The organism is Pandoraea pneumonica, from assembly GCF_049918595.1.
Classification (GTDB): domain Bacteria; phylum Pseudomonadota; class Gammaproteobacteria; order Burkholderiales; family Burkholderiaceae; genus Pandoraea; species Pandoraea pneumonica_A.
Map to the genome: position 1 here is coordinate 111,919 of NZ_JBNCRZ010000007.1, position 25,113 is coordinate 137,031.

At 60.4% G+C, this 25,113-nt stretch carries 20 protein-coding genes and 1 tRNA gene; 10 read left to right on the forward strand and 11 right to left on the reverse strand.

Translation table 11 applies throughout. The features are described from left to right. Positions 1 to 36: 36 nt before the first annotated feature. The 3 genes from ACPWR9_RS23500 to ACPWR9_RS23510 all read left to right on the forward strand — a co-directional run bounded on the left by ACPWR9_RS23500 (position 37) and on the right by ACPWR9_RS23510 (position 2,161). Entirely contained in the window at positions 37 to 717 is a 681-nt protein-coding gene (locus ACPWR9_RS23500; protein WP_426301224.1) for an RraA family protein, read from the forward strand. Positions 718 to 785: 68 nt separating this feature from the next. Beyond that, positions 786 to 1,448, forward strand: a complete 663-nt coding sequence (locus ACPWR9_RS23505) for an RraA family protein (RefSeq protein ID WP_426301226.1) — start codon at positions 786 to 788, stop codon at positions 1,446 to 1,448. 11 nt (positions 1,449 to 1,459) lie between these two features. Next, a complete protein-coding gene (locus tag ACPWR9_RS23510) occupies positions 1,460 to 2,161 on the forward strand; it encodes an RraA family protein (RefSeq protein ID WP_426301228.1) in 702 nt (233 codons plus the stop codon). A gap of 125 nt (positions 2,162 to 2,286) precedes the next feature. On the opposite strand, the gene ACPWR9_RS23515 is transcribed toward ACPWR9_RS23510, so the two are convergent. Both ACPWR9_RS23515 and ACPWR9_RS23520 read right to left on the reverse strand, forming a co-directional pair. Further along, positions 2,287 to 3,036: a FadR/GntR family transcriptional regulator gene (locus ACPWR9_RS23515; RefSeq protein WP_426301230.1), complete on the reverse strand. Its 750-nt coding sequence runs from the start codon at positions 3,034 to 3,036 to the stop codon at positions 2,287 to 2,289. Positions 3,037 to 3,085: 49 nt separating this feature from the next. Next, positions 3,086 to 4,180 (reverse strand): CobW family GTP-binding protein, encoded by a 1,095-nt coding sequence (locus ACPWR9_RS23520; RefSeq protein ID WP_426301232.1) that lies wholly within the window; start codon positions 4,178 to 4,180, stop codon positions 3,086 to 3,088. Positions 4,181 to 4,539: 359 nt separating this feature from the next. Here ACPWR9_RS23520 and ACPWR9_RS23525 point away from each other — a divergent pair, with 359 nt between their 5' ends. The 7 genes from ACPWR9_RS23525 to ACPWR9_RS23555 all read left to right on the forward strand — a co-directional run bounded on the left by ACPWR9_RS23525 (position 4,540) and on the right by ACPWR9_RS23555 (position 12,750). Then, entirely contained in the window at positions 4,540 to 5,937 is a 1,398-nt protein-coding gene (locus ACPWR9_RS23525; RefSeq protein WP_426301234.1) for a Rieske 2Fe-2S domain-containing protein, read from the forward strand. Beyond that, on the forward strand, positions 5,930 to 6,952 hold the full coding sequence (locus ACPWR9_RS23530; protein WP_426301236.1) for a protocatechuate 3,4-dioxygenase: 1,023 nt from the start codon (positions 5,930 to 5,932) through the stop codon (positions 6,950 to 6,952). The genes ACPWR9_RS23525 and ACPWR9_RS23530 overlap by 8 nt, the downstream gene beginning before the upstream one ends. A gap of 63 nt (positions 6,953 to 7,015) precedes the next feature. After that, positions 7,016 to 8,293: a Rieske 2Fe-2S domain-containing protein gene (locus tag ACPWR9_RS23535; RefSeq protein WP_426301238.1), complete on the forward strand. Its 1,278-nt coding sequence runs from the start codon at positions 7,016 to 7,018 to the stop codon at positions 8,291 to 8,293. 79 nt (positions 8,294 to 8,372) lie between these two features. Beyond that, a complete protein-coding gene (locus tag ACPWR9_RS23540) occupies positions 8,373 to 9,392 on the forward strand; it encodes an amidohydrolase family protein (RefSeq protein WP_150682298.1) in 1,020 nt (339 codons plus the stop codon). Positions 9,393 to 9,410: 18 nt separating this feature from the next. After that, the gene (locus ACPWR9_RS23545; RefSeq protein ID WP_426301240.1) at positions 9,411 to 10,394 is read left to right on the forward strand and encodes a PDR/VanB family oxidoreductase; all 984 of its coding nucleotides are present in this window, start codon (positions 9,411 to 9,413) and stop codon (positions 10,392 to 10,394) included. A 51-nt stretch (positions 10,395 to 10,445) separates the two neighbouring features. After that, entirely contained in the window at positions 10,446 to 11,939 is a 1,494-nt protein-coding gene (locus ACPWR9_RS23550) for an aldehyde dehydrogenase family protein (protein WP_426301242.1), read from the forward strand. Then, positions 11,923 to 12,750, forward strand: coding sequence for an HD domain-containing protein (locus ACPWR9_RS23555; RefSeq protein ID WP_426331128.1), 828 nt, complete (start codon positions 11,923 to 11,925; stop codon positions 12,748 to 12,750). The genes ACPWR9_RS23550 and ACPWR9_RS23555 overlap by 17 nt, the downstream gene beginning before the upstream one ends. 135 nt (positions 12,751 to 12,885) lie before the next feature. Here the strand turns inward: ACPWR9_RS23555 and ACPWR9_RS23560 are convergent, their stop codons facing one another. The 9 genes from ACPWR9_RS23560 to ACPWR9_RS23600 all read right to left on the reverse strand — a co-directional run bounded on the left by ACPWR9_RS23560 (position 12,886) and on the right by ACPWR9_RS23600 (position 25,113). After that, complete coding sequence (locus ACPWR9_RS23560) at positions 12,886 to 13,803, reverse strand: restriction endonuclease (protein WP_426301246.1); 918 nt, start codon at positions 13,801 to 13,803, stop codon at positions 12,886 to 12,888. Between the two features lie 4 nt (positions 13,804 to 13,807). Beyond that, positions 13,808 to 15,103 carry a hypothetical protein gene (locus tag ACPWR9_RS23565; RefSeq protein ID WP_426301248.1) on the reverse strand — a complete coding sequence of 432 codons (1,296 nt, stop codon included), beginning with the start codon at positions 15,101 to 15,103 and terminating at the stop codon, positions 13,808 to 13,810. Beyond that, complete coding sequence (locus ACPWR9_RS23570; protein WP_426301250.1) at positions 15,100 to 16,566, reverse strand: N-6 DNA methylase; 1,467 nt, start codon at positions 16,564 to 16,566, stop codon at positions 15,100 to 15,102. The genes ACPWR9_RS23565 and ACPWR9_RS23570 overlap by 4 nt, the downstream gene beginning before the upstream one ends. After that, complete coding sequence (gene hsdR, locus ACPWR9_RS23575; RefSeq protein ID WP_426301252.1) at positions 16,567 to 19,944, reverse strand: type I restriction-modification system endonuclease; 3,378 nt, start codon at positions 19,942 to 19,944, stop codon at positions 16,567 to 16,569. A gap of 1,578 nt (positions 19,945 to 21,522) precedes the next feature. Then, positions 21,523 to 21,598: transfer RNA gene (locus tag ACPWR9_RS23580), tRNA-Thr, on the reverse strand. Positions 21,599 to 21,723: 125 nt separating this feature from the next. Continuing rightward, positions 21,724 to 22,185, reverse strand: coding sequence for a ClpXP protease specificity-enhancing factor (locus tag ACPWR9_RS23585; protein WP_426301254.1), 462 nt, complete (start codon positions 22,183 to 22,185; stop codon positions 21,724 to 21,726). A gap of 98 nt (positions 22,186 to 22,283) precedes the next feature. Next, complete coding sequence (locus ACPWR9_RS23590; protein WP_426301256.1) at positions 22,284 to 22,895, reverse strand: glutathione S-transferase N-terminal domain-containing protein; 612 nt, start codon at positions 22,893 to 22,895, stop codon at positions 22,284 to 22,286. Between the two features lie 83 nt (positions 22,896 to 22,978). After that, positions 22,979 to 23,698 carry a cytochrome c1 gene (locus ACPWR9_RS23595; protein ID WP_426301258.1) on the reverse strand — a complete coding sequence of 240 codons (720 nt, stop codon included), beginning with the start codon at positions 23,696 to 23,698 and terminating at the stop codon, positions 22,979 to 22,981. A gap of 29 nt (positions 23,699 to 23,727) precedes the next feature. Then, positions 23,728 to 25,113, reverse strand: coding sequence for a cytochrome b (locus tag ACPWR9_RS23600; RefSeq protein ID WP_426301260.1), 1,386 nt, complete (start codon positions 25,111 to 25,113; stop codon positions 23,728 to 23,730).

Sequence of the window (25,113 nt, forward strand, 5' to 3'; positions counted from 1 at the left end):
CTCCCGACCCAACACATCACCTAGCAAGGACATGTCATGAACGCTCCCGCCGACGCCGTCTCAAGACTGCGAAAACTCGATGCCTGCGCCGTCTCGGACGCCCTCGACAAACTCGGTCTGCCGAGCACCGTAAGCCATCTGCCGCAACGCGCCAGCTCGCGACGCATTGCCGGACGCGCGATCACCGTGAAGCTCGTCGCCGTCGCCGATGCGCCCGCCGTCACCGGCACGCCGCGCCATCTCGGCACCACCGCCGTCATGCTCGCGGGAAATGACGACGTCATCGTGGTCGAACAGCGCACAGGGCTCGATGCAGGCAGTTGGGGCGGCATCTTGTCGCTCGCGGCAGTGCAACGTGGCGTTGCGGGCGTCATTGCCGACGGCCCCGTGCGCGATATCGACGAGGCCCGCGAGTACGACTTGCCGGTGTTCTGCCGCGAACTGACAGCACGCACCGCTCGCTCGCGCGTCGTCGAAGCGGGCACCAACGTTCCCATCCATGTGGACGGTGTCGACGTCGCCCCCGGCGACTTCGTGATCGCCGATAACAGCGCCGTGGTCTTCATCGGCGCTGCGGATATCGGCCACGTGCTCGACGCCGCAGAACAGATCGCCGCGCGCGAGGCCGCCATGGCCAAGGCGCTGCTCGCCGGTCAACCCGTCACCGACGTGATGGGGGCGAACTACGAACACATGCTGCATAACAGCGCCACATAAGCGCCAAATAAGCGCCGCCCAAGCACCGAACCGAGCGGCGCGCCAGAACATTCATCAGGAGACACGTCATGAACCAACCGCAAGACACTAACGTCGCCCGCGCGGCGGCACTCGACACGGCCACGCTGAGCGACGCGCTCGACCGGCTCGGCATCGCTGGCCAATGTCATCAAGTGAAGGCGCGCGACAGCCACTTTCGAATGGCCGGTCGTGCCTACACCTTGCAATATGGTCCGGCCAGCACGCCGCCAGGCACCGTCGGCGACTACATCGACGACATTGCCCCGGGCACGGTGCTCGTACTCGATAACGGCGGACGCGAAGACTGCACCGTGTGGGGCGACATTCTCACCGAGATCGCCCATCGGCGCGGTATCGCAGGCACGGTGATCGACGGCATCTGCCGCGACGTGTCTCTCGCCCTCGAACTCGGTTATCCGATCTTCAGCCGAGGCAATTGGATGCGCACCGGCAAGGACCGCGTACAGGTCGAAGCGGTCGGCGTCCCCGTGAACATCGGCAACGCGCGCGTGAATCCGGGCGACATCATGCGCGGCGATGCCGACGGCGTGATTGTGATTCCGAGGGCCCATGAGGCTGCCGTACTCGATGCCGCAGAGGCCATCGACGCGGCGGAGCGTCATATCCGCGAAGCAGTGCGCGGCGGCAAACGTCTGGACGATGCCCGCAAGGATCTGGGCTATCACCAGTTGCAAACGCGCAAGCGCTAAGGAGAGGACACATGGACGTCACTTCGCACGCCGCGTCGCTCAAGTCGCAATATCCGTTTGCCCGTCTGCCGACGGTCAATCTCGATTTCACGCGGCCCGATCCGGCCTTGTTGGCACGTGTTGCGGCGCTGCCGGTCGCCACGCTTCATGAAGCCGCGGGCAAGGTGGGTGCGTTGCCCGCCGCCATCAAGCCAGTGGCACCGTCGTTTCGTGTGTGCGGCCCGGCATTGACCGTGGATGCACCACCGGCCGACAACCTCTGGCTGCATCGCGCGCTGGCGCTGGCCAGCCCCGGGGACGTGCTGGTCGTTCGCGTCGCCGGGCATTACGACGCCGGCTACTGGGGCGAAGTGATGTCGACCATGGGTCGCACACGCCAGCTCGGCGGACTCGTCATCGACGGGTGCGTGCGCGACGGCGCGATTCTGGAGCGTTTCGGCTTTCCGGTGTTTGCGCGCGGCCTGTGCATTCGCGGTACGGGGAAGGACTTCGATGCGCGCGGGTGGATCGGCTATCCGGTGCGCTTCGAAGACATCGTCATTGCGCCGGGCGACGTGATCGTGGGCGATGCCGATGGTGTCGTCGTGTTGCCGCAAGCCTCGCTCGACGCGGTGGTGAATGCGGCGCACGAGCGCGAGGCGAAGGAAGCGGACATCATTCGCCGCCTCGAAGCCGGTGAGGCGTCGCTGGATATCTACGGATGGAACCGCTGATGCGGTGTTGAATCGCGCGGGTAGCGGCCAATCTGCTAAGACGGCCGCGCCCGATATCAGGCAGTGCTGGCCCGCTTGGGGGTGGGCCGGTTTTGCGAACCGCGTCGGGGGACGCGGTTCTTTTTTTAGCGCTTGGCTGCGGCCTTGGCAGCCGTGTCGCGTGCGGCGAGATACTTCTCGCGCAGCACCGTGAGGTTCTGCGAGACAACCTGACGTGCGGCCTCGTCGTTGCGCGCGCGAATCGCGTTGAGCAACTCGCGATGGCGCTTGATCACGCCCTTGGCAACCGTCTCGGTGGTGTACGGCGTCAGCGAGCGATACAACACGTGCACGATCGCCTGCATCATCGCTTCGAGGAAGTGGTTGTGCGACGCATGTGCCACTGCGTTACGAAACGCCATCGACGCCTGCGTGAACTCGTGCTGCGTGCCCACGAGCGCCTGCGCATTCTCCAGGGCCAATTCCAACGTTTCGATGTCTTCTGCCGTGGCCGCCTGCGCGGCGAGTCCGGCGACGGCGACTTCTATCGTGAACTGCGCATCGAAGATTTCCTCGGCCGACATGCCGACGAGCTTGAGCTGAATCGCGAGCGCTTCCGAGAACAGCGCCGGATTGCCCTGCGCGATACGTGCGCCGCCGCCGGCGCCCGTGCGGATATCGACGACGCCCAACGCTTGCAGACGGCCCAAGGCTTCGCGAATCGGCAGACGGCTCACGCCGAACTGTGTGGCGAGGTCGTTTTCTGAGCCGAGGAAATCACCCGGGGCGAAGTGCCCGTCGAGCAATGCCTCCTTGATCTGACGTTCGACGCGCATGGCGGTCGATTCGGCGCGGCCGAGTTTCCAGACGGGTGTTTCTGCTTTTTCGCGTGGCATGGGATTCCTGGTCGTTTTGTCGGCAACAAGATACTACATTGCGCATAGCCTATGTCGGCACGCGCTGCGCTTCGCTCAGATGCGCCAGTAAGGCTTCGCGCGGTACGTTGCGCATGATGAAGACGAAGCGTGAGTGTCGTTCGGTATTGATCGTCTCGGCACGCGCTGGCCATGCCGGTAAAACCTCCGGTGGATGCAGTCGATGCTGCACACCATGCACGACGACAGGGCCAGCCTCGCCCTGCACGTCGACTAATCCCTTTAAACGCAGCAGGTCATCGCCGTGATGAAAAGCCACGGCGCCGAGCCAACCGCTGAGTACATCCCATTCGAGGGGAGCGTCCAGCGTGATGCAATGCGCCGCGACGTCGGCGCGGTGCGGCGTATCGTTGCCGGGCAAGAGCGTGCGCGGTGTGCAATCGGTGCACGCTTGCGTGCCATGGGTGTTGCACACCGATCGATAGCGCGGCGACGATGTGTCGTGCCATTGCAGGGTCGCGTGTGCCACGTTGTCTGCCGCGTGCATGCCGAGGCCCAACACTTCCGATGGCGCGATGCGGCCGTGTTCGCACAGATGCTGCGACGCCGCCGGGTTTCGCTGCGCCAACGTCGCGCGAAGCGCGTCGAGCGCATCGCCTTCGACAAGATCGACCTTCGTGATGAGCAACCGGTCCGCGAGCATCACCTGACGCTGCGCTTCCGGCTGCTGCGCAAGTTGAGACATCGCATGCGCGGCGTCCACCGTGACGATGACCGCATCGAGCACAAATCGCTTCGATAACGCAGGGTCACGCAACAGTGTCGCCACTACGGCGCTAGGGTCGGCCAGTCCGCTGGTCTCGATAACGATGCGCGAGAACGGCGCAATGTCACCGCCTGCCAACTGCGCGTGCAGCGACAGCAACGTCTCGCTCAAATCGTCGCGCACGGCGCAACACACGCAACCGCTCTCGAGCAGCACCGTGTGTGCGTCGAGCGTCTCGACGAGCAGATGGTCCAGCCCCACTTCGCCAAACTCGTTGACGATCACCGCCGTGTCGCTCATGCCCGGGTGCGCGAGCAATGCTCGCAACAAGGTGGTCTTGCCGCTTCCGAGAAAGCCCGTAAGAAGCGTGACCGGCAAGCGGGTGTCGGTAGCTGACATGGTCGATTCGATGGGTGGTGATGACGATGAACTGGGTAGGAAATCGGACGTTCGGAACATGGTGGTCGCAGCGTAGGGCACGTCCGGCCGCGAGATATTGACGCTGATCAAGCGGCACACGCGCAGAAGTATAATGCGCATACAGTATGTTTGTAAGCGTGTCCCGTCAATAGGCGAAACCGCCTAAATTCGGGGGTTTGCGCGAAACCTCCGGGTAATGACAGGGGCACGGAAGGCCGCCAAGGGATGGCAAATCGCACGACAAAGGGCGTTGACACGCCAAATAAACACGCATACAGTATGCGCAAATGCACTGTTGAAAGCGGTGCGCATCCCACAAGAAACGGACGGAGACATCCATGCTCAGCGAGGCAAAGAACCAGTTGTTGACCCAGGTCGGGCCAGGCACGCCAATGGGCGATTTGCTGCGGCGTTACTGGCATCCGATTGGCGCCGAGAGCGAGTTCGATGAGATTTCGGTGCGGCCTGCGCGGTTGTTCGGCGAAGACCTCGTGCTCTACAAGGACCTGTCGGGAAACTACGGGCTGGTGGATCGTCAATGCCCGCACCGTCGCGCGGATCTGGCCTACGGCTTCGTGGAAAAGTGCGGACTGCGATGCAACTATCACGGCTGGCTGTACGACGAGAAGGGCCAGTGCACCGAGCAGCCGTATGAAGACATTGCCAATCCGCAGGTGCGCCTGAAAGACCGCATCAAGATCAAGTCGTATCCGGTACAGGTCAAGGCCGGCATGATCTGGGCCTACATGGGGCCGCTGCCTGCGCCGCTCGTGCCGACGTGGGAGCCCTTCACGTGGGCGAACGGTTTCCGTCAGGTCGTCATTTCCGAAGTGCCCTGCAACTGGTTCCAGTGCCAAGAGAACTCCATTGATCCGGTGCATTTCGAATGGATGCATTCGAACTGGAGCGTGCGTTTGCGCGGCGATACCGGCCCCTACTCTCCCACGCACACCAAGCTCGGTTTCGAGGAATTCGAGTACGGCCTGATTTACAAGCGCGTTCGCGAAGACACCGACGAGAAGCATCCGCTGTGGGCAGTGGGCCGTCTGGCGCTGTGGCCGAATGTCTTCTGTTTGGGAGATCACTTCGAATGGCGCGTGCCTATCGACGACGAAAACACGTTGTCGATCACTTGGGCCTTCAACCGCGTGCCGCGCGAACGCGAGCCGTACGTGCAAGAGAAAATCCCCGCGTGGTACGGCCCGGTCAAAGACGAGGCGACTGGGCAGTGGATCTCCAGTCACGTGATGAATCAGGACTTCGTTGCATGGGTCGGGCAAGGACGCATTGCCGATCGGACGCAGGAAAATCTCGGCGCGAGCGACCGGGGTATCGCAATGCTTCGTCGGCACTTCTTCGATGAACTCGACGCCGTTGCACAGGGCCGCGATCCGAAAGGGCTCGTGCGCGATGAGGCTAAGAACGCCCGCATCGAACTGCCGGTGGCCGCTCGCCGACTCTTCGTCGACGGTCTGACACGCGATGAGCTCAAGGCGCATCCGATCATCGGCAAACACCTCAAGGAATACGCGTTTCAGGCTGGCCAGCCTGAGGCCATCAAGCGTGCGTTCCACGACGCGATGGGGGTGCGTGTCGACGCGCAGGGCAACGTGGTCGACGCCGACTTGACCGGGCAAGCGGGGCAAGCGAGCCAAGAGAACCAGGCGAACCTATCGCGCGAGTCTGGTCGCCAGACGTACCCGATTCATCCGATCCGGGACGAGCGCCATGACTAAGATCGTGCTGGCCGTGGGCACGTCCCACGGGCCGATGCTCTCCACGCCACCTGCCGACTGGGATCTGCGCGTACGCGCCGACCGCGCCGAGTTAGCGCATCCGTTTCGCGGCCAGACCTATAGCTTCGACGAACTGATGACGCTGCGTGCGAGCGAAGACCTCGAAGCACAGGTCACGCTCCCCGCGCGCGAGGCCCATGCGGCGCGCTGCAATGCCGCCCTCGAAGTGCTTTCGCAGGCACTACACGACGCGGCACCCGACGTCGTCGTGATTGTCGGCAACGATCAGCGTGAAGTCTTCGGTCCTGCGATCACACCCGCGTTGTGGCTCTACGGTGGCGAGTCGGTCTTCGACGAACCGGTGAGCGCCGCGCGTCTCGCGAAGATGCCACCGGGCATCTCGATCTCGTCGGCGGCCATCAAGCCGGGCACACGCACGGAGTATCCGGCGCATGCGCCGCTCGCGCGCCATCTCGCGACGGCCTTCACCGAATACGGGCACGACATCACCCTCTCGACCGAAGTCCCGCAGCGCGGCAACGACGGTCCGACCGGCATGCCGCACGCCTTCGGCTTCGTCTATCAACGGCTCATGCATGGCCGCGTGCCGCCGCATGTGCCGATCATGCTCAACACGTTCTATCCGCCAAATCGGCCGCGCGCCACGCGTTGTGTCGACCTCGGGTTGGCGCTGCACGACGCCCTAAGCGCGTGGCCTGACGACGTGCGTGTCGCGCTGATCGCGTCCGGTGGATTGAGCCACTTCGTCATCGACGAAGACTTCGACCGAGCATTGCTCGACGCGATGGCGCGCGGCGATAACGCGTATCTGCGCAGCATCGACGAGACGTTGCTGCAATCGGGCACGTCGGAAGTGAAGAACTGGCTGCCGGTCATTGCCGCGGCGAATGCCGAAGCGATGACGATGCAACTGGTCGACTACGTGCCGTGCTACCGCTCGGCGGCGGGCACGGGCAATGCCATGGGCTTCGTGCTCTGGCACCCGGCCAACTAAGGCCACCGGCCGCGCACACCCCGCAGAGGGTGACGCGCCGGCCCCACCTGCAAGGAGGCAGGCATGCTTTCCAGGCAAGACAACGAAACCCTCACCCGAGTCGGTCCCGGCACACCCATGGGCGAACTGTTCCGCCGCTTCTGGCTGCCCGCGCTGCTCTCCGAAGAGATCGCCGAGCGCGACGGCGCACCCGTACGCTTGCGCTTGCTGTGCGAGGACCTCGTCGCGTTTCGCGACACCGAAGGACGCGTGGGCATTGTGGATGCGTATTGCGCACATCGCCGCGCCGGACTCTTCTTCGGCCGCAACGAAGACTGCGGCTTGCGTTGCGTCTATCACGGCTGGAAGTTCGATGTGAACGGACAGTGTGTGGAGATGCCGTCCGAGCCGCACGAGAACCCCCAGACGCACAACGTTCGTATCAAGGCGTATCTCACGGCTGAACGGAACGGTGTGGTGTGGGTGTACATGGGGCCGCGCGAGTCGGTGCCCGCGTTGCCCGACTTCGAATGGTCGCGGCTGCCCGAGCGGCAGCACACGGCGACCAAGCGTCTGCAATCGTGCAACTGGGCGCAGGCCGTCGAAGGCGGTATCGATTCGAGCCACATCTCGTTCCTGCACAGCCGCACCGAACCGGTGGCAGGAGCGCCGAGCAATCGCTATCACGCGTCCGACCGTCACCCGGTATTCGAAGTGAGCGACGCCGGACACGGTCTTGTGATCGCGGCACGCCGTCATGCCGAGCCCGGCATGTACTACTGGCGCGTCACGCAATTCCTGCTGCCCTGCTACACGATGATTCCGCCCGTGGGCAATTTTGCGGAGTCGAGCAAAGAGCCGTACGACGGTCACGCCTGGGTGCCTATCGATGACGAGACCACGTGGACGTGGTCGTTCAGCGCAAGTCCTGCGCGCGCTTATCGCGACGAGGAAATCGCGTTTCGCGGCGGACGTCAGGGCTTCTGGGGGCCGGTCGACGACGGCTACCAACCGTTGCTGCATCGGGGCAACGACTACGCCATCGACCGCACGCGCCAGCGCACGTCCAACTTCACCGGCATCGAAGGTATCCCGAATCAGGATGCCGCCGTGCAGGAGAGCATGGGCCCCATCGTGGATCGGTCACAGGAGCGGTTGGGCGCGTCAGATCGCGGCATCGTGCGCTTTCGCCGGTTGATGCTGGGTCTGGCACGTGATCTCGCGCAAGGGCAAGTGCCCAACTGTGCGACCGATGGCGCGCTCTACAACGTTCGCCCGGTGTCGATGCTGCTACCGCAGGACACGCCAGTGCTCGAGGGTGCGGCAGCGCTACTGCGCGGGGCACCGACACCGACTGCGTGACGACGCCATCACAACGCATTTCGCATTCGCCATTTCTTTTCCATCGCAACCCCGTCTCAACCTGACACCGGAGTTCAGCATGATTATCGATTGCCATGCCCACGTAAGCGCACCGACCGAACTGTGGGCCTATAAGGCCAGCCTGCTGGCGAGCCGTGGCTCGCACGGCCGCGGACGCATCAATGTTTCCGACGACGAGATTCGCGCCGCCGCCAATCGCGCAGAGACGTGGCCGAAGGGTCACCTCGACTACATTCGCGATCACGGCACCGACTTGCAATTGGTCTCGCCGCGTCCGTTCCAATTGATGCAGTCGGAGAAGCCCGCGAAGCTGGTGCACTGGTTCACCGAAGAGTGCAACAACATCATCTATCGCCAGACGCAACTGTTCCCGCAGACGTTTGCCGGTGTCGCCGGTCTGCCGCAAACGGCGGGCGATCCTATCGAGCAGGCGTTGCCTGAGCTTGAGCGTTGCATCAATGAGCTGGGCTTTGCAGGGTGTCTGCTCAATCCCGATCCGTTCGAGAACGGCGTTGCGGAAGCGCCGCCGCTGGGCGACCGTTACTGGTATCCGCTGTACGAGAAGCTGTGCGAGTTGGATGTTCCTGCGCACATTCACGGCACCGGATCGCGCTCGGAGCGCGTGCCCTACTCGTTGCACTTCATCAACGAGGAAACGATTGCCGTGTTCGGTCTGGTGAACTCCGACGTGTTCAAGGACTTCCCGAATCTGAAGATCGTCGTGAGCCACGGTGGCGGTGCGGTCCCCTATCAGATCGGTCGCTTTGACGCACCGACGCTGCGCCGCCCGAACGGTCAGCGCTTCTCGGAGCGTCTGCGCAATTTGTACTTCGATACCGTGCTGTACACCGAAGAGGCGCTTTCGCTGCTCATCAAAACAGTTGGGGTCGATCGCTGTCTGTTCGGCACGGAATGCCCGGGTGTCGGCTCGGCGGTCAATCCGGCGACGGGCCGCTCGATGGACGACGTGCGCTCGCTCATCGACAAGCTCGACTGGCTGAGCGCGGACGACCGTCGCAAGATTTATGAGGACAACGCGCGTCACGTCTTCCGTCTGCCCGCCAAGGTCGCGGCATAACCGGCTGCGAGCCTCGCCATGAACATGTCCGACTTCACCGACACGTTGATCGTCCACGTCGCACGGCGTGAGCAGGAGACGGCGGCCATTGCCGTCTTCGAATTGCACGCGTCCGACGACAGTGCGCTGCCGCCGTTCACGGCTGGCGCTCACATCGAGTTGTTCCTGCGCGACGGGTTGTCGCGATGCTATTCGCTGCTCAACGATCCGAGCGAGCGGCATCGCTATGTCATTGGCGTGAACCGCGATGCGGCCAGCCGTGGCGGTTCGGCCTTTGTGCACGAGCATCTGCACGAAGGCGCGATGCTCAAGATCAGCGCGCCACGTAATCACTTCCCACTCGACGAGACGGCTGCGCGCAGCGGGCACACCGTGCTCGTAGCCGGAGGGATCGGGGTCACGCCGTTGTTGTCGATGGCGGCCAGGCTTGAGGCGATGCAACGTCCTTGGACGCTGCATTACTGTGCGCGCAGCCGGGAGACGGCAGCGTTCGCGGAGCGTCTGGAGTGTGGCGCTTTTGCACACGGGCGCGTCGAGTGGCATTTCGACCGGGCGCCGGGACAAGGGTCGCTCGACCTCGGGCGACTCGTCGATGAAGTGTCTGCTGGCACACATCTGTATTGCTGCGGACCGTCGCCGATGTTGAAGGCGTTCGAGGCGGAGGTGGCACGCCGTGCAGATTGCCACGGACATGTGGAGTATTTCGCGGGTGTCGGCACACCGGAAGGTTCCGCAGGGCAATACGAGGTGGTGCTCGCGAAGAGCGGAAAAACCGTCGTGATTACGCCGGGAAAAACGATGCTCGATGCGTTGCTCGACGCTGGCGTAGACGCCCCGTATTCTTGTCGCGAAGGCGTTTGCGGGACATGCGAAGTTGCCGTGCTCGAAGGCACGCCCGAGCATCGCGACCTCGTGTTGAGTCAAGACGAACGGGCCAGCGGGCGCACCGTCATGACCTGCTGCTCCGGCTGCCGGGGCGACCGGCTGGTGCTCGATCTGTAGCAACGCCTATCACTATCAATGCGCCCGGAACAGGGCGCTGGAGGAGACGTCATGCAAAGCGGTTTCACTCATACCATCGACGGTCGCGGCGAGCCGAGCGACACCTCGTTCGATGTCATCAATCCGGGCACTGGGGCACCGTTCGCCAAGTGTCCGGATGGGTCCCGCGATCAATTGGATCGTGCCGTAGCGGCTGCGCGCCGTGCGTTCAGCACTTGGCGTGAGACGACGCCAGCCGAGCGGCGGGACATGCTGCGTGGATTTTCCGAGGCGCTTAAGGGGCGCAGTAAGGAGATTGCGACGTTGCTGACTCGCGAGCAGGGTAAGCCTTTCCCGCGTGCACAGGATGAGCTCAACCGTGCGTTCACCAATCTGGAAGGGTTGCTCGCGATTGATCTGAAGCCCGAGTTGTTGCGCGATAACGAGCGCGGTCACGTTGAGCTGCAATATCACCCGCTCGGTGTGGTCGGCGCGATTACGCCGTGGAATGTGCCCGTGTTGCTCGCGCTGCCGAAGATCACGCAGTCGCTCTACACGGGTAACACCATCGTGCTTAAACCGTCGCCGTACACACCGCTCACGACGCTGCTCATTGGCGAGATCGCGCGCGAGCATTTCCCGCCCGGTGTGGTGAACGTCGTCGCCGGAGGGAATGATCTGGGTGCTTGGATGACTGAGCATCCGGGCATCGATAAGATTTCTTTCACTGGGTCTGTCGCAACCGGTAAGCGGGTGATGGCGAGTGCGGCCAGCACGCTCAAGCGCGTGACGCTGGAGCTTGGCGGCAACGATGCGGCGATCGTGCTCGACGACATCGATGTGAAGGCACTCGCGCCGCGTCTGTTCTGGGCCGCGTTCGGCAATAGCGGGCAGATTTGCATGGCGATCAAGCGGCTGTACGTGCATGAGAAGGTGTACGACGCCGTGTGCGAGGCGCTGGTGGAGATCGCTCGCCGGGTGAAGGTTGGTGAAGGTTTTGAAGAAGGTGTGCTGATGGGGCCGGTGCAGAACCGCATGCAGTACGAGCGGGTACTGGAGCTTATTGAGGACACGCGACGCCAGGACGCACGCATTTTGTGTGGTGGCGAAGCGTTGCCGCGCCCGGGGTATTTCATTGCGCCGACTATCGTGGCGGATATCAGCGAGGGGACGCGGCTTGTGGACGAGGAACCGTTCGGGCCGGTGTTGCCGGTGATTCGGTTTAGTGATGTGGATGACGTGGTGCGGCGGGCGAACAGCACGCGCTTTGGACTGTCGGGGTCGGTTTGGAGTGCGGATCCTGCGCGGGCGCGAGAGATTGCACAACGGCTCGAAGTGGGGACGGCGTGGATCAATCACCACGTAGGCGTGGAATACGACGTGCCGTTCGGTGGCACGAAGGAGTCAGGCATCGGGCGTGAGTACGGCGCGCAGGGCCTGAAGAACTACACCGAGACGCGGGCGGTAAGTGTGCCGATTTTGCCGCCGATGGCACCGATGGCTCCCAAGGCACCTGTGGCCGCCGCTGCGCAGGCAGTGCCGCCGGTCAATGCCACGCAGCGCTGAGCGCGCCTACGAATCGTTCAGGAGAGACGACATGTCCACCACGAATGCGCCGGGGCATCCCGGCATGAGTCTGTCGGCGCGTGCCGATGCGCTAGAACATCGCATGATCGAGGAGCTCGACTGCAAGATCGTTCGCTCGGTGATTTTCACCTCAGGCGATCGCGATCCGACGGCACCGATCATGCCGCCTCCGGGTGGAAAGCCCGATCCGCGACACTTTTTAATGGGTGACGATCCGCGTCTGCAAAAGATGCCGGAACGCCCCACGTTGCTTGATTTCTTCCGCCATCGCTTTGCGCCCGCGAACCACCTGCTGCAAAGCGCGACGCACGCGCTTAAGGCCGGGCATGATGAAAAGACGATTCTGGCTTGTCTGCTGCACGACATCAGCGTGTCGGGGTTTATTCGCGCGGATCACGGCTACTGGGGAGCGCAGTTGATCGCGCCGTATGTCGATGAGGAAGTGAGTTGGGCGATTCGGTATCACCAAGCGCTGCGGTTCTTCCCGGATGCTTCTGTCGGCTACGACTATCCTGAGGCGTATATCCGGTATTTCGGTGGGGATTATGAGCCGGAGGACTACGTCAAAGCCGACTGGGAGTACGCCCGTAATCACAAGTGGTACATGACGAGCCGATTGATCACGCTGAACGACATTTATTCGTTCGACCCGAATGCGGAAGTGAGCTGGGATCCGTTTATTGACATCATCGGGCGGCATTTTAAACAGCCGAAGGAAGGGCTCGGGTTTGACGGATCAGCGTCGGCGCATATGTGGCGGACGATTATCTGGCCGACTAAGTTTTTGTGATGGGGTGGGGGTGGGGATTTTGATATGAAGCCCGCCGCCTAATACCGCCCGGCGCGCCACCGACGGCGTAAACGCAAATGGGGTTACGTGAATATCACGCAACCCCATTTGCTTTATTTGGTGCCGGCTGCCGGACTATTCTTCCGCGAAGAAATCCTCGTCGAGTCGCTTGAATTCGATCGTGCGGCTGACACGTACGCCCACGCCATATTCGATCATCAGGTCGGTCAGCCGGTCCCCGTCAATCAGGATGACCCGCTGTGCGAGGTGTTTGACGTAATCCCTCGCCTGGCTGCTGAAGGTGGTGGTGGTAACGAACACGCCCTTGGTAGCGCCATGGCCAACCAGACTGCCGACGAAGGCCTGTACGTCGGGGCGGCCAACCGTTGCATCGGCATAGCGTTTGGCCTGCACATAGACCCGGTCCAGCCCCAGCCTGTCTTCATTGATGACGCCGTCCACACCGCCATCACCTGAACGGCCGAGCTGGGTGGCCGCATTCTTGTGCGACCCACCATATCCCATAGCGATCAGCAGATCGACGATCAGTTGCTCGAAAAAGGCCGGGCTGTTCTCAATGATGCGTTCCAGCATTTCCGTTCGCAGCGCCGATTGCACAGCCTGATGGGCCGCCTCGATTTGCTCCTCGGGAGTGCCGGTTTCAACCGATGGGGCGATGACAGCAGGCGAGGCATCGCCGTCGGCCGATTTCTGTCCGCTGTAGAACTCGCGGAAACACTCATAATCCTTCAGCTCGTTCACGCCGATGCGCGCGGGATTGGATGCCAGCCGCGCCCGCCCCTCATCGGTCGCGATGAAACGCCCACGCTTCGGCGAGGCGACAAGGCCCGCCTTGGACAGGTAGAACTTCGCCCAATGGACGCGGTTGTGGAGCAAGCGTTGCCGTCCGCTCGGCAGCATTTCTTCACGTTCAGCGGGACTGAGGCTGAGATCGTCGGCAATGCGTTCGGCGGCATCGGGCACGCGCTGCTCGCCGGTGGCGGCAAGGCGCAGCACCGGCAGCATCAATGTTTGGTAATCGGGGATGGCCATGAGATCAGGCAGCCTTCGTGCGGCCGCGCTTGGGCTTCGGCGCGGCAGAGCGTTCTGCACGGATGCGATCGAGCAACGCGCTGGCGGGTTCGTCAGTTGGGTCTTGCGGGACCAGTTCGCCCTTGAAGGCCTTGGCCAGCACTGCTTGATCGAGATGGTCGATTAGCTTGCGAGCACTTGTGGCGTCGTTGACTAGACGGTCGATCCATGTGAAGGCGGATTTTATGCTTGCGATCCGCTCCATTTGCGCAGCGATACTCGGCAAAGGCAGCTCAAGAGTTTGAAGCTCTTGTGCGTTGACGTTGTTAACCCCGCTAGTCGATTTTGCGGCGCTGGTTATGGTATTACGTGCGACAGAGGATTGCAGGAACCAATGCAAGTACTCCGGCAGGCACCGAGTGGAATCAAGGCGCAAGCGAATGAGATAACCTGCAAAAAGCATTCCTGCTGCGCGATCATCGACAACAGCCGAACGTCCTACGAGGTCTAGGCTACCGTTAGAGCGGATAACCAATATATCGCCTGTTCGCAGTTCCAGCTTCAAAAGCTCCTTTTCGTCAAAATCCGCGGATTTCATGTCTCCGAGATCGATGCGACCGCCCTGCACGTTGGGAATGCGTAGGACAGGAACAGCACCGCCATCGTAATTACATTTCTTGGCCGTGCCGTAGCGAATGTCAGTGATAACGTCGCCGACGCGGGCCAACTCCGCATCACCCCGAAAGGCGGCGGCGAGGATGGCCTGTTTGTATTTCTCGACGAGGCGGGGGATGTGGTCGAGATGTTCGCGGGCGCGTCTGGTTTTGCCCGCGAGGCTGTCAATCTTCGCCACGATCCGCCGCTGTTCAGGGAGGGGGGGGACAGGAATTTTTATCCGTGCAGCTTCCGCTGGTCTAGCGCGCGTCAATGATCCCCCAACACCGGCGATCGTTTGCATGAATTGTTCATGGAACCCATCCGACAACACATATCGACGCAGAAATTCGGATTCTAGGCCGTGGCCGCGAAACACGATCCATTCACTAGAGGCAATCTGACGTCGTTCATCGGCGGCCGGAACAGTCCAACCGCGACGAATATGGGGGACTATCTTACAAAGCAAAACGTCCTCTGGCTGCACGACTTGTTTGGTGCTGCCAATTTCGCGCCCGAAAACGTCTTCTGGTTGATACTCGGTGTAAGAAGGTACGCTGTACAAGGCGAAGCGTTCGTCAGCGCATTTCCTAGGGTCAAGCGTCGATGTTCGGGCCTGACAATCGCCAATCGTCGTTTCAGCCCACCCCTGCGGCAAATCACTCATTGCACTGGCTCCACGGCCAAAGCAGCCTTCTCAACGCCATCAAGTTCCAACTCATCCGCCAGTGTTTCAACTTCCTCCAGCGCAGCCTTCAAATGGCCAATAATCGCGGCGGCAATGTCCTCCGGTTCGATCAGCGCCTCTTCTGTCTCCGCCTCGGTGTCGCGAAGCCAGCTTATGTCGAGATTGTCATTGCGAGCGACAATGGCGGCACGGTCGAACTTGCGCCAGCGGCTGTCTTCGCCCTGATCCTGCCGTGCGGCTTTGCCATTGACATCAGCGCCGTAGGCAGCCTCGAAATCAGCGAAGTCGGCCATGGAAAGCGGACGGGACTTGCCATAAGCTGGTCCGTTCGCCCGCATGTCATAGACCCAAACGGCCTTGGTGTTGCCCTTGTCACTCTTGCCACGTCGGAAGAACAGCACGTTCGTCTTGACACCCTGTGCATAGAAAATGCCGGTCGGCAGGCGCAGGATCGTGTGCAGGTCGCACAACTCCATCAGCCAGGTGCGCAGGCGGCGGCCGGTGTTGTCCTCGAACAGCACGTTGTCAGGAATGACCACGGCAGCGCGCCCGCCGGGGGCCAATGCGCGCACGATATGTTCAACGAAAGCAAGCTGCTTGTTCGATGTATCCGCCGTAATCGAGAAGTCGGATCGAGTCGGACGACCACCACCCTTCTTGGTGCCGAAGGGCGGATTGGTCAGGATCAGATTGGCCTTGGGCAGCATCTCGCCATCCGGCGAGAGCGTGTCGATATTCTCCATGCCGCCCTCGATGCCGTGCAGCAGCAGATTCATCATGCTCAGGCGATGGGTATCGGGCACCAGCTCTGCACCGGAAAAGGCATTATTCCGCTGGAAAAAAGCCTGTTTCTCGGTCAGCGTGTAGAGATCATCGGTGTGATCCTTGATGTATCGATCGGCGGCGACAAGGAAGCCCGCCGTTCCTCCTGCCGGGTCCTGGATCACCTCCCCGGGTTGGGGTTGCATTAGGCGCACGATGCAGTCGATAAGCGGGCGAGGCGTGAAATATTGCCCAGCGCCGGATTTCTTGTCCGCCGCGTTCTTTTCCAACAGGCCTTCATAGAGGTTGCCCAGTCCCTCTTCCCGAGCGGAAAACCAGTCGAGTTGATCGATGTGGGAGGTCAGCGCCTTGAGGTTCGTCGGCTTGCGCAGGCGAGTCTGTGCGTCGACGAAAATCGCGCTGACCAGTTTGTCCTTCGCCTTGCCGAGTTCAAGCAGCATCGCCTTGTAATAATCGAGCTGTTCCATACCCTCGCGCTTCGCGAGCAGGCTCCAGCGCCACCCGTCCGGCAGCCGCTCCTCCTTGCCAGTTTCCTCCAGCATCTTGAGGAACAGCAGGTAAGTCAGCTCCGTCACATATTCGTTATAGGTGACGCCATCGTCACGCAGGACGTTACACAAGCCCCAGAGCTTGGCGACGATATCAGTGGTGGTGCTCATTTACGCGGTCTTCTTCCACAATTCTTCATTAATCCCGGCGAGGATGCTTTCAAGCTCCCCTCCGAACACTTTATTTAGGCGACTGAAGCCACCATCGGCGATGAACGGCTCCTTGTCGATGGCGGAGCGGTCCACCACAATTTCCTTTTCAATCTGTTCGCCGATCCGCTTGAGCCAGCGCTTCTGCGGATCTGTCCATGCGCGGCTCGCAATGATCGCACGCATCGCGTCTCGCACACGGTCTTCATAGGGAATCAGAGCATCGCCCAGCGCAGCCTGACGGACGAAACCGATGACCGAGGCGGCGATTTCCTCGTTGCGTGCATCGGCCCAGGCACGACGCAGATTGGCGTCCGAAAAGCCCTTGGCGTCGAGCGCAAGGCGCAATTCCTTCAGATCGGCACGGGTCAGATCGCGAGGACGCTGCACGACAAGCTTCAGCGCAGCGATCGTGTTGATATTATCGCGCACGAAGGCGGCGAAACTGTCCAGAAAATCCTCTGGCTTCGAGGCGCTCCCATAACCGCGCGACACATCGACGACCTGATCCGGGTGATTGGAAATCGGGACATATCGGGGATTGTCGCCATCTGCCTGCGAATCGAGGATGGGGCCGATCGCAGCGTGGTCCTTCAGCCATGCGGCAAGGCCTGCTGCATTTCCGGAAACGACCCGTTGCAACATAGCCTCCGGCGTCTCACCTGCTTTAGCCTCGAACTGCTGCCTCGCCTCGCTGCTCAGCTTCTTGATCCGGCGGCGTAGCTTCACCGCGAGCTGTTCGCGAATGGCCTCCCGCTGCACATCGTTTTCCGCTTCCGTCATTTCCCGGACAAGCTGAGCGAAGCTGATCGACGGGTTGACGACGACAGGCTTCATCTCGGTCATGCTCTGGAGGTGCGGATAGAGATCGACGGCGTCGAAAATCCGGAAAACCTCTTTGCCGATTTCCGGACACTGGCGCGTCGCCCGACCAATCATCTGCTCATACAGGATGCGGCTGTTCACCCGGCGCAGGAACACAAGGTTCGTGATCTTCGGCACGTCGATGCCGGTGGTGAGTAGATCGACGGTCACCACGATTTGCGGATTGGCATCATTGCGAAACGAGCGAATCCGGTTCTTCACCTCGTCCACGCTACCGGTGATTTTCTTCACCGCGGCGTCATCTATGTCGCCATAAGCCTCGGCAAAAGCGGTCTTGATGGCGCGGACCACAATATCCGCATGGGCATCGGTGGCGGCGAAAACCAGCGTTTTGCCGGGTAGCGCCGGATCAATGTGCCGCGCCAGTTCCTCCGCGACGACGCGATTGAACTCTTGGGTAATGACCTGCCGGTTAAACGCCTCGACGTCGAAACGGATCTCGTCTGGAGCATGGGCTAGATCGATCTCACCAGTCTGAGTGTTGAGTCGCTCCAGTTCCTCGTCCTTCTCGAACTTAATACCGGAACGCGCCAACGCGGTTTCGATTCGGATCGGCGGCTCATGGTCGATTAGGAACCCATCGACCACCGCCTCGCGATAGGAATAGGTGAAGACCGGATCACCGAAAATATCGGTGGTATGGAGCGCAGGCGTGGCCGTCAGGCCAATCTTTACCGCGTCGAAATAATCTAGCACGCGCCGATATTTGGAGATGTAATCGTCCTGGCCCCGGAAACTGAGTTCGGCGTCAGACATTTCCCGATCGAGCAGGTAGCCGCGATGGCATTCGTCGATGACCATCAGGTCATATTGGTCAACGGGCGGTACGGACGCCGTATCCGCAGCGAACAACACGCGCTTCACCAGCCCCTGAATCGTACAGATGTGGACTTTGGTCTCCACATCGGGCGTGACGTCGCCAAGCCCCTTGAGGCCGAAGATTTCCGAGAATGTCTTGCCGGAGACGACCTTGGTGGTCGAAAACTCGCCCTTAGTCTGATCGCCAAGGGCGCTGCGATCGACGACGAAGCAGATGCGCCGGAATCGCTTGGCCGACAGCAAACGGTACAGCATGGCGATGGCGAGCTTGGTCTTTCCGGTGCCGGTTGCCATCGCGACTAAGACCGCCCGTTGCTCAGCAGACAAGGCTTTCTCCACCGAACGGATCGCGCTTTCTTGATAATGGCGCAGTGGAAATCCGAATGCGAACGGTTGCGCTTGCAGGGCGGCGTCGGCAGCATCTTGATCGACTTCAAGCTGCCCCATCAGTCCGTCTGGTGTCGGCCAGTCGACCAATGCACGCCGATGGTTTGCCGCGCGGCGGGTGTCGCGGAACCAGATGCCGCTCTCGGTTTCAATTTGCTTGAGATAGGATCGCCCATTCGCGCTGAACACAAATGGCACCTTGTGCTCACCCCACGGGACACCCGCATAATTGAAATCGGCGCTGTCCTTGATACCGGCCGAATAGCGCTCAGCTTGGTCGATCGCAGCTGACACGTTCTTGCGTCGCCGCTTCGCCTCAACAACGCCGACTAGGGTGGTGCCGACAAACAGAGCGTAATCAGCGGGGCCATTTGCGGTTGGCCATTCAGCGATTGCGAGATTACGGCCTTTGGCTGGGCGAACACCATTGCTGTACCGAAGATCACGAGTATCGACCTCCCATCCGCGGTCGCGCATCTGCTGGTCGATGAGCGCTCGTGTTTCCGCCTCGTCGAGGTCAATCTTCGCCGCAGCCTTTTCACCCCGCTCCAGCAATTTGGCTGCCTCAGCTCGAGGGGCGGCTTCCGCCTCAGCTTGAAGTGCGGCGAGCTTGCTTTGGACCTCTGCCTTCTCGGCATCAATGTCCTCAGCGATCTTTTCCCAGACGGCACGCTCCTCAGCCTCGCGCGCCAATCTCTCTTCTACCGCCTCACGGGCGTGAGCCTGTTCCTCGGCGACAAGGCGTGCGCGAGCCGCATCGCCCTCCGTTTCCGCAACTCTTTTCCTGAGTTTTTCAATCTCTTCACGCAAAGCAACCGTCGCATCGACGGGCTGGCGTGGCGGCACAAAGGCACCCGATCGAAAGTTCGCATCTCGGCCATAGGTCCGATGAAACCAAATGCCGAGCGTCCAAGCGAGCTTTAGCGCCGTAAGCGCGGTGGAATGGTCACCCGTGGCATCATGCACAGCGCTGTTGCCGGCCTTGCGCAGGGCGTGAAAAATATCACCGGCTTCCTTTGGTAGCAGTCGGTCATACGACAGCCGCCGCAGCGTTTCTTCGAATGTTTCCCGCTCGTCACGATAAACGGCGTGATGGGCAGCGACTAGCTGCGCCATCAACTCAGCAAACTGGCGCAGCTTGATGATCGCTGTGGAGGGATCACTAGGGAAATAGCTCTCCGCAAGGCTACCGAGGAGGACTAATTTTTTATTGTGCAGTGCCAAGAAACCAAAGTTCAACGAATCCACTCTTCCTCCCCGTGCATTACAAGTGGCTATGCGCAATGAAAGTCATGGTTGCCGTTTCTTCATCGTCGACTTGGCACCCCGACATCCTGCAGCGCGTCCGCTACAAGTCCAGCTTCTGATCTTCTGTTGAGACCCGCGCAGTGTCGATTTGCTGTTTCATTGAAACACCCGGGGCGTTGAAAACTTACGAGAATGTTAACTCTACAATGCGGGTTTTGAAAATTTCTGCCGCAAATTTTTGACGTGTCTTGAAAACCACGGTAAGGCGCATAACACGGTACGAATCGACCAGCATGCGGTTGTCGGAGATATTGGGGAGGCTGCGTGCGGACTTGGCGGCGGCGTCGAAAGATTTCGGCCTGGGGGAGCAGGAAAGCAAAGGTCGATGAAAAATCCCCCGAAAACCCACAGCAGACGGTGATATGTAATCGTTTTGGAAACGTCTGAAATCGGCCGTAACTTGTCGTTTAACATACCTATGCGATTCGCTGTCAATTTGACAAATCGCATATCGGAAACGTGGCAATGACATGTCAAATCTGTGGGCGGTCACTCGATCAGGCCGAAGACCCTTTGTCGATAGACTGCGGCGGTGATTGCTGGGGTTGTATCGGTGAAATTGAGGCAGATGCGGGTGACGCGGAATCGATTGAACAGGTTCGAAAAGAACGCGCTCACGGACTACGCTCGGGTTTGATAGTCCCGGAAAAGTAGCCAGCACCAGCTTCGCTGTCCGGCCACTACCGGCCAAGAGCCGTCAGCGGACGGTCGCACTTTGATCGATGACACTCTACCCAAAATTTACGGGGAAAACGTCATGCCGAACTTAGAAGCGAGAGCTTTATCGCCAGAAGAGCGCGCCGTCTTCGCAATAGCGCCGCTTTTCAGTGCGGTTGTATGGGGTGGCGCATGTATTCTTGGTCGGTGGCATCACGACTTCTACACTCCGGCGCCCATAATCGTGACACTGTCCTTTACTGCGCTAACAGGGCTTCTATACTGGCCCCTTTCGATATTTCTTAGCCGCCGGTATGTTGTCTGGCGACGGCGCTCCAAAAACATTTTTCTTCGTCTACTAATAGTGGGAACGATGTTCGGAACTGTCATCGGATATGCGCTAACTGGCATTGCGCGCGGGTATCTCTACGGTGGGTGTTTAGTTGGCGCAATCGTGGGTTTCGCGCTTGCTGTTGGAACATTCACGGCGCGGCGAGGAAAGGTTACGCCGATACAGATTTACGCAACAGGCATATCGTTTCTGATCGTTGCCGCGGCTAGCATCCAACTCTCTGGAGCCAGCATTTACGTTGGCAACTTGTAGACATAGGTGAGCAGCCAGACGTGAATCTGAACGTTGCCCCCTCGAGACCAACATGGCGACATGCGTGTGCCGCCTCTTGAGCACACCGTGAAGATCTGGGTGACACCAGCCTCACACGAACAACTTAATCGCGCTCAGTAAGCCTCAAACGTTGTCCTTCTGAGTCAAATGGCGAACGGAACACACAACGCTCCGCAATTCGGAGAGGAAAACGCAAAAGGGGTTACGTGAATATCACGTAACCCCTTTGCTTTATTTGGTGCCGGCTGCAGGACTCGAACCCGCCACCTGATGATTACAAATCAACTGCTCTACCAGATGAGCTAAGCCGGCGAAGTCGCACATTGTAACCGATTCATCGGTCGTTGCGACTACCTGTCAGTGCAAAATCCTTCACAACTTTGCCCGTTTGGGGAAACGCTCAGAAAGCGCCGCCCCACCCGTTCGCACGCTGCAAATTACTTCACCACCTTCAGGTGGCCACGCGGCGCATTACCGCCCGCAGCCCCGTTGCCGCCAGGACGCGGCGGCTCCGGATCGTCCTCTGCCGACTCGGGCGACGACGGCACCGATTCCAACTCCGGTCCCCCTTCCGCCTGTGACTGCTTGTCGACCGGGAATGCCATCCCCTGGCCATTCTCGCGTGCATAAATCGCCAACACGTTCGGCACCTGCACCTCAACCTTCTGCGAGATGCCGCCAAAGCGGGCGCTAAATTCAATCCAGTCGTTGCCCATCTGGAGTCCGCTCGTGGCATCGAAGCTGATGTTCAGCACGATCTCGCCATCTTTCACAAACTCGCGCGGAACCCGCGTCTTGGCATCGACATGCACGGCCAAATACGGTGTGTACCCGTTATCGGTACACCACTCGTACAGCGCGCGCAGTAAATAAGGCTTGGTAGACGTTTCAGGAGGCATAAGACATTGCGTCCCCCACGGTCAGGCGACCTGCCAACTTCAGCAGGTCAGCCCGCACCCGCGGGGAATCGACACATTGGCGACGCATGGGCGACGTTTTAACGACGCATGACCTTTTCGGACGGCGTCAGTGCTTCAATGTACGCCGGACGGCTGAAAATACGCTCGGCATACTTCATCAACGGGGCAGCATTCTTCGACAACTCAATGCCGTAGTGATCCAGACGCCACAACAGCGGCGCAATCGCCACGTCCAGCATCGAGAACTCCTCACCCAGCATGTACTTGTTCTTCAAGAAGATCGGTGCCAATTGCGTCAGACGATCGCGAATCGACAAACGAGCCTTCTCGTGATTCTTCTCTGCGCCCTTGCCCTTCTCGTTCTCGAGCGTGCTCACATGCACAAACAGCTCTTTCTCGAAATTGAACAGGAACAGGCGCGCACGCGCACGCTGAACCGGGTCCGCCGGCATCAACTGCGGATGCGGGAAACGCTCGTCAATGTACTCATTGATGATGTTCGATTCGTACAAGATCAGATCGCGCTCGACAAGAATCGGCACCTGACCGTACGGATTCATCACCGCAATGTCTTCCGGCTTGTTGAACAGATCGACGTCACGGATCTCAAAATCCATGCCTTTTTCGAACAGGACCAGCCGGCAACGCTGGGAGAAGGGGCAGGTCGTGCCCGAGTACAAAACCATCATAGCGCGTCTTCCTTAAAAACCAACGGGGCCGGGGTGGGAAACCGACGCTTCCCTGACCCTGGCCCCGTCGTACAGACGTTATTTTACTTCACGTCCTTCCAATAGGCCGCATTCAGGCGCCAGGCAAGCACCGTAAAGAGTCCCAAGAACAACAAAACCCAGACGCCAAGCTGCCGACGCGTGCGCTGCGCCGGCTCCGACATCCAATCCAGATAAGATACCAGATCAGCCACGGCAGAATCGAATTCCACCGGTTTCATCGTCCCCTGAGTGATCTGCACGAACTGTGCCGGGCCATGTTCCGCGCCCTCCACATGCTTGAGCCCACGCTGCCCCTGCAACTGCCAGAACGGGTTCGGCATGCCCACATTCGGGAACGCCACATTGTTCCAACCCGTCGGCCGTGCATCGTCACGATAGAACGTACGCAGGTACGTATACAGCCAGTCCGTCCCCCGCGCCCGCGCCTCCACCGACAAATCCGGCGGCGCCGAACCAAACCAGTCCTTCGCATCCGCCGCACGCATCGCCACCGTCATCGTCTCGCCAATCTTGTCCGTCGTGAAAAGCAGATTGTTCTTGATCTCCGCTTCCGACAACCCCAGATCCTTGAGACGCGAATACCGCATCGATGCCGCCGAGTGGCAGTTCAAACAGTAATTCACGAACAGCTTGGCCCCGCGTTGCAGCGATGCCAGATCGTCCACGCGATTAGGCGCCGAATCGAGCGGTCCGCCCTCTTCCGCCATGGCCGGCGCCACAAAACCGCTGAGGAGCGCCAGGATGAGCAACAGTTTTTTCATCTTGATATCCCTAGTCGACTTGAGTGCGCTCAATGCGCCGCAAAGGTAACGCGCTCCGGCACCGGCTTGAACGTGCCGCGTTTGCTCCAGATCGGCATCAGCCAGAAAAATCCGAAGTAATACAGCGCGCCAATTTGCGAGATCGCAGTCTTCACGGGCGTCGGCTCCTGGATACCCAGATAACCCAGCACAGCAAAGATGACGACGAGGATACCCAACAACACTTTGTGAAACCCCGGACGGTACCGGATCGACTTCACCGGGCTCTGGTCCAGCCACGGCAGGAAGAACAGCGTCACCACCGCGCCGCCCATCACCACCACGCCCCAGAACTTCGCCTCGATCAGGAACATCGCCAGCAACAGCAGCACGATGCCGCCCGACCCCGCGACCTTCGTGGTCACCGCAGCGCGCCCCTTGATCCACCACACTGCCGCAACGATCACGGTCAGCGCCATCAAGATGTGCTTGAAGTCATCAGTCGTCGCACGCAGCATCGAATAGAACGGCGTGAAGTACCAAACCGGTGCAATGTGCGGCGGCGTCTTGAGCGAGTCGGACGGGATGAAGTTGTTCGCTTCGAGGAAGTAACCGCCCATCGTCGGCGCGAAGAACACGATCGCCGAGAACACCATCAGAAACACCCCCACGCCCATGATGTCGTGCACGGTGTAATACGGATGGAACGGAATGCCGTCGAGCGGCCGCCCATTGGCGTCCTTCTTGTCCTTGATCTCGATGCCGTCGGGGTTGTTCGAGCCCACTTCGTGCAACGCAATGATGTGCGCCACGATCAGGCCGATCAGCACCAGCGGAATCGCAATCACGTGAAACGCGAAGAAGCGGTTGAGCGTCGCGTCCGAGACGACGTAGTCGCCGCGAATCCACAGCGAGAGGTCCGGGCCGATGAACGGAATCGCCGAGAAGAGGTTCACGATCACCTGTGCGCCCCAATACGACATCTGACCCCACGGCAGCAGATACCCGAAGAACGCCTCGGCCATCAGGCACAAGAAGATCAGGCAGCCAAACACCCACACCAGCTCGCGCGGCTTACGGTACGAACCGTAGAGCAGCCCGCGGAACATGTGCAGATACACCACCACGAAGAACATCGACGCCCCCGTGGAGTGCATGTAGCGGATGAGCCATCCCCATGGCACCTCGCGCATGATGTACTCGACCGACGCAAACGCAAGGTTGGCGTCCGGCTTGTAGTTCATCACCAGGAAAATGCCGGTGACGATCTGGATCACCAGCACCAGCATGGCCAGCGAGCCGAAGAAATACCAAAAATTGAAGTTCTTAGGGGCGTAGTACTCGGAAGCGTGTTCCTTCCAAAGCTGTGTCAGTGGGAACCGACGATCGATCCAGCCCAGCAAGCCCGTCGTGTCGACCTGTTTGTCGGCGGCCAT

Coding starts and splice junctions, on each gene's coding strand:
- ACPWR9_RS23505 (WP_426301226.1), top strand. CDS start 786: ATGAACCAACCGCAAGACACTAACGTCGCCCGCGCGGCGGCACTCGAC.
- ACPWR9_RS23560 (WP_426301246.1), bottom strand. CDS start 13,803: ATGGCCATCCCCGATTACCAAACATTGATGCTGCCGGTGCTGCGCCTT.
- ACPWR9_RS23550 (WP_426301242.1), top strand. CDS start 10,446: ATGCAAAGCGGTTTCACTCATACCATCGACGGTCGCGGCGAGCCGAGC.
- ACPWR9_RS23525 (WP_426301234.1), top strand. CDS start 4,540: ATGCTCAGCGAGGCAAAGAACCAGTTGTTGACCCAGGTCGGGCCAGGC.
- ACPWR9_RS23540 (WP_150682298.1), top strand. CDS start 8,373: ATGATTATCGATTGCCATGCCCACGTAAGCGCACCGACCGAACTGTGG.
- ACPWR9_RS23600 (WP_426301260.1), bottom strand. CDS start 25,113: ATGGCCGCCGACAAACAGGTCGACACGACGGGCTTGCTGGGCTGGATC.
- ACPWR9_RS23530 (WP_426301236.1), top strand. CDS start 5,930: ATGACTAAGATCGTGCTGGCCGTGGGCACGTCCCACGGGCCGATGCTC.
- ACPWR9_RS23565 (WP_426301248.1), bottom strand. CDS start 15,103: ATGAGTGATTTGCCGCAGGGGTGGGCTGAAACGACGATTGGCGATTGT.
- ACPWR9_RS23500 (WP_426301224.1), top strand. CDS start 37: ATGAACGCTCCCGCCGACGCCGTCTCAAGACTGCGAAAACTCGATGCC.
- ACPWR9_RS23585 (WP_426301254.1), bottom strand. CDS start 22,185: ATGCCTCCTGAAACGTCTACCAAGCCTTATTTACTGCGCGCGCTGTAC.
- ACPWR9_RS23535 (WP_426301238.1), top strand. CDS start 7,016: ATGCTTTCCAGGCAAGACAACGAAACCCTCACCCGAGTCGGTCCCGGC.
- ACPWR9_RS23515 (WP_426301230.1), bottom strand. CDS start 3,036: ATGCCACGCGAAAAAGCAGAAACACCCGTCTGGAAACTCGGCCGCGCC.
- ACPWR9_RS23520 (WP_426301232.1), bottom strand. CDS start 4,180: ATGTCAGCTACCGACACCCGCTTGCCGGTCACGCTTCTTACGGGCTTT.
- ACPWR9_RS23545 (WP_426301240.1), top strand. CDS start 9,411: ATGAACATGTCCGACTTCACCGACACGTTGATCGTCCACGTCGCACGG.
- ACPWR9_RS23510 (WP_426301228.1), top strand. CDS start 1,460: ATGGACGTCACTTCGCACGCCGCGTCGCTCAAGTCGCAATATCCGTTT.
- ACPWR9_RS23595 (WP_426301258.1), bottom strand. CDS start 23,698: ATGAAAAAACTGTTGCTCATCCTGGCGCTCCTCAGCGGTTTTGTGGCG.
- ACPWR9_RS23555 (WP_426331128.1), top strand. CDS start 11,923: ATGCCACGCAGCGCTGAGCGCGCCTACGAATCGTTCAGGAGAGACGAC.
- ACPWR9_RS23570 (WP_426301250.1), bottom strand. CDS start 16,566: ATGAGCACCACCACTGATATCGTCGCCAAGCTCTGGGGCTTGTGTAAC.
- ACPWR9_RS23590 (WP_426301256.1), bottom strand. CDS start 22,895: ATGATGGTTTTGTACTCGGGCACGACCTGCCCCTTCTCCCAGCGTTGC.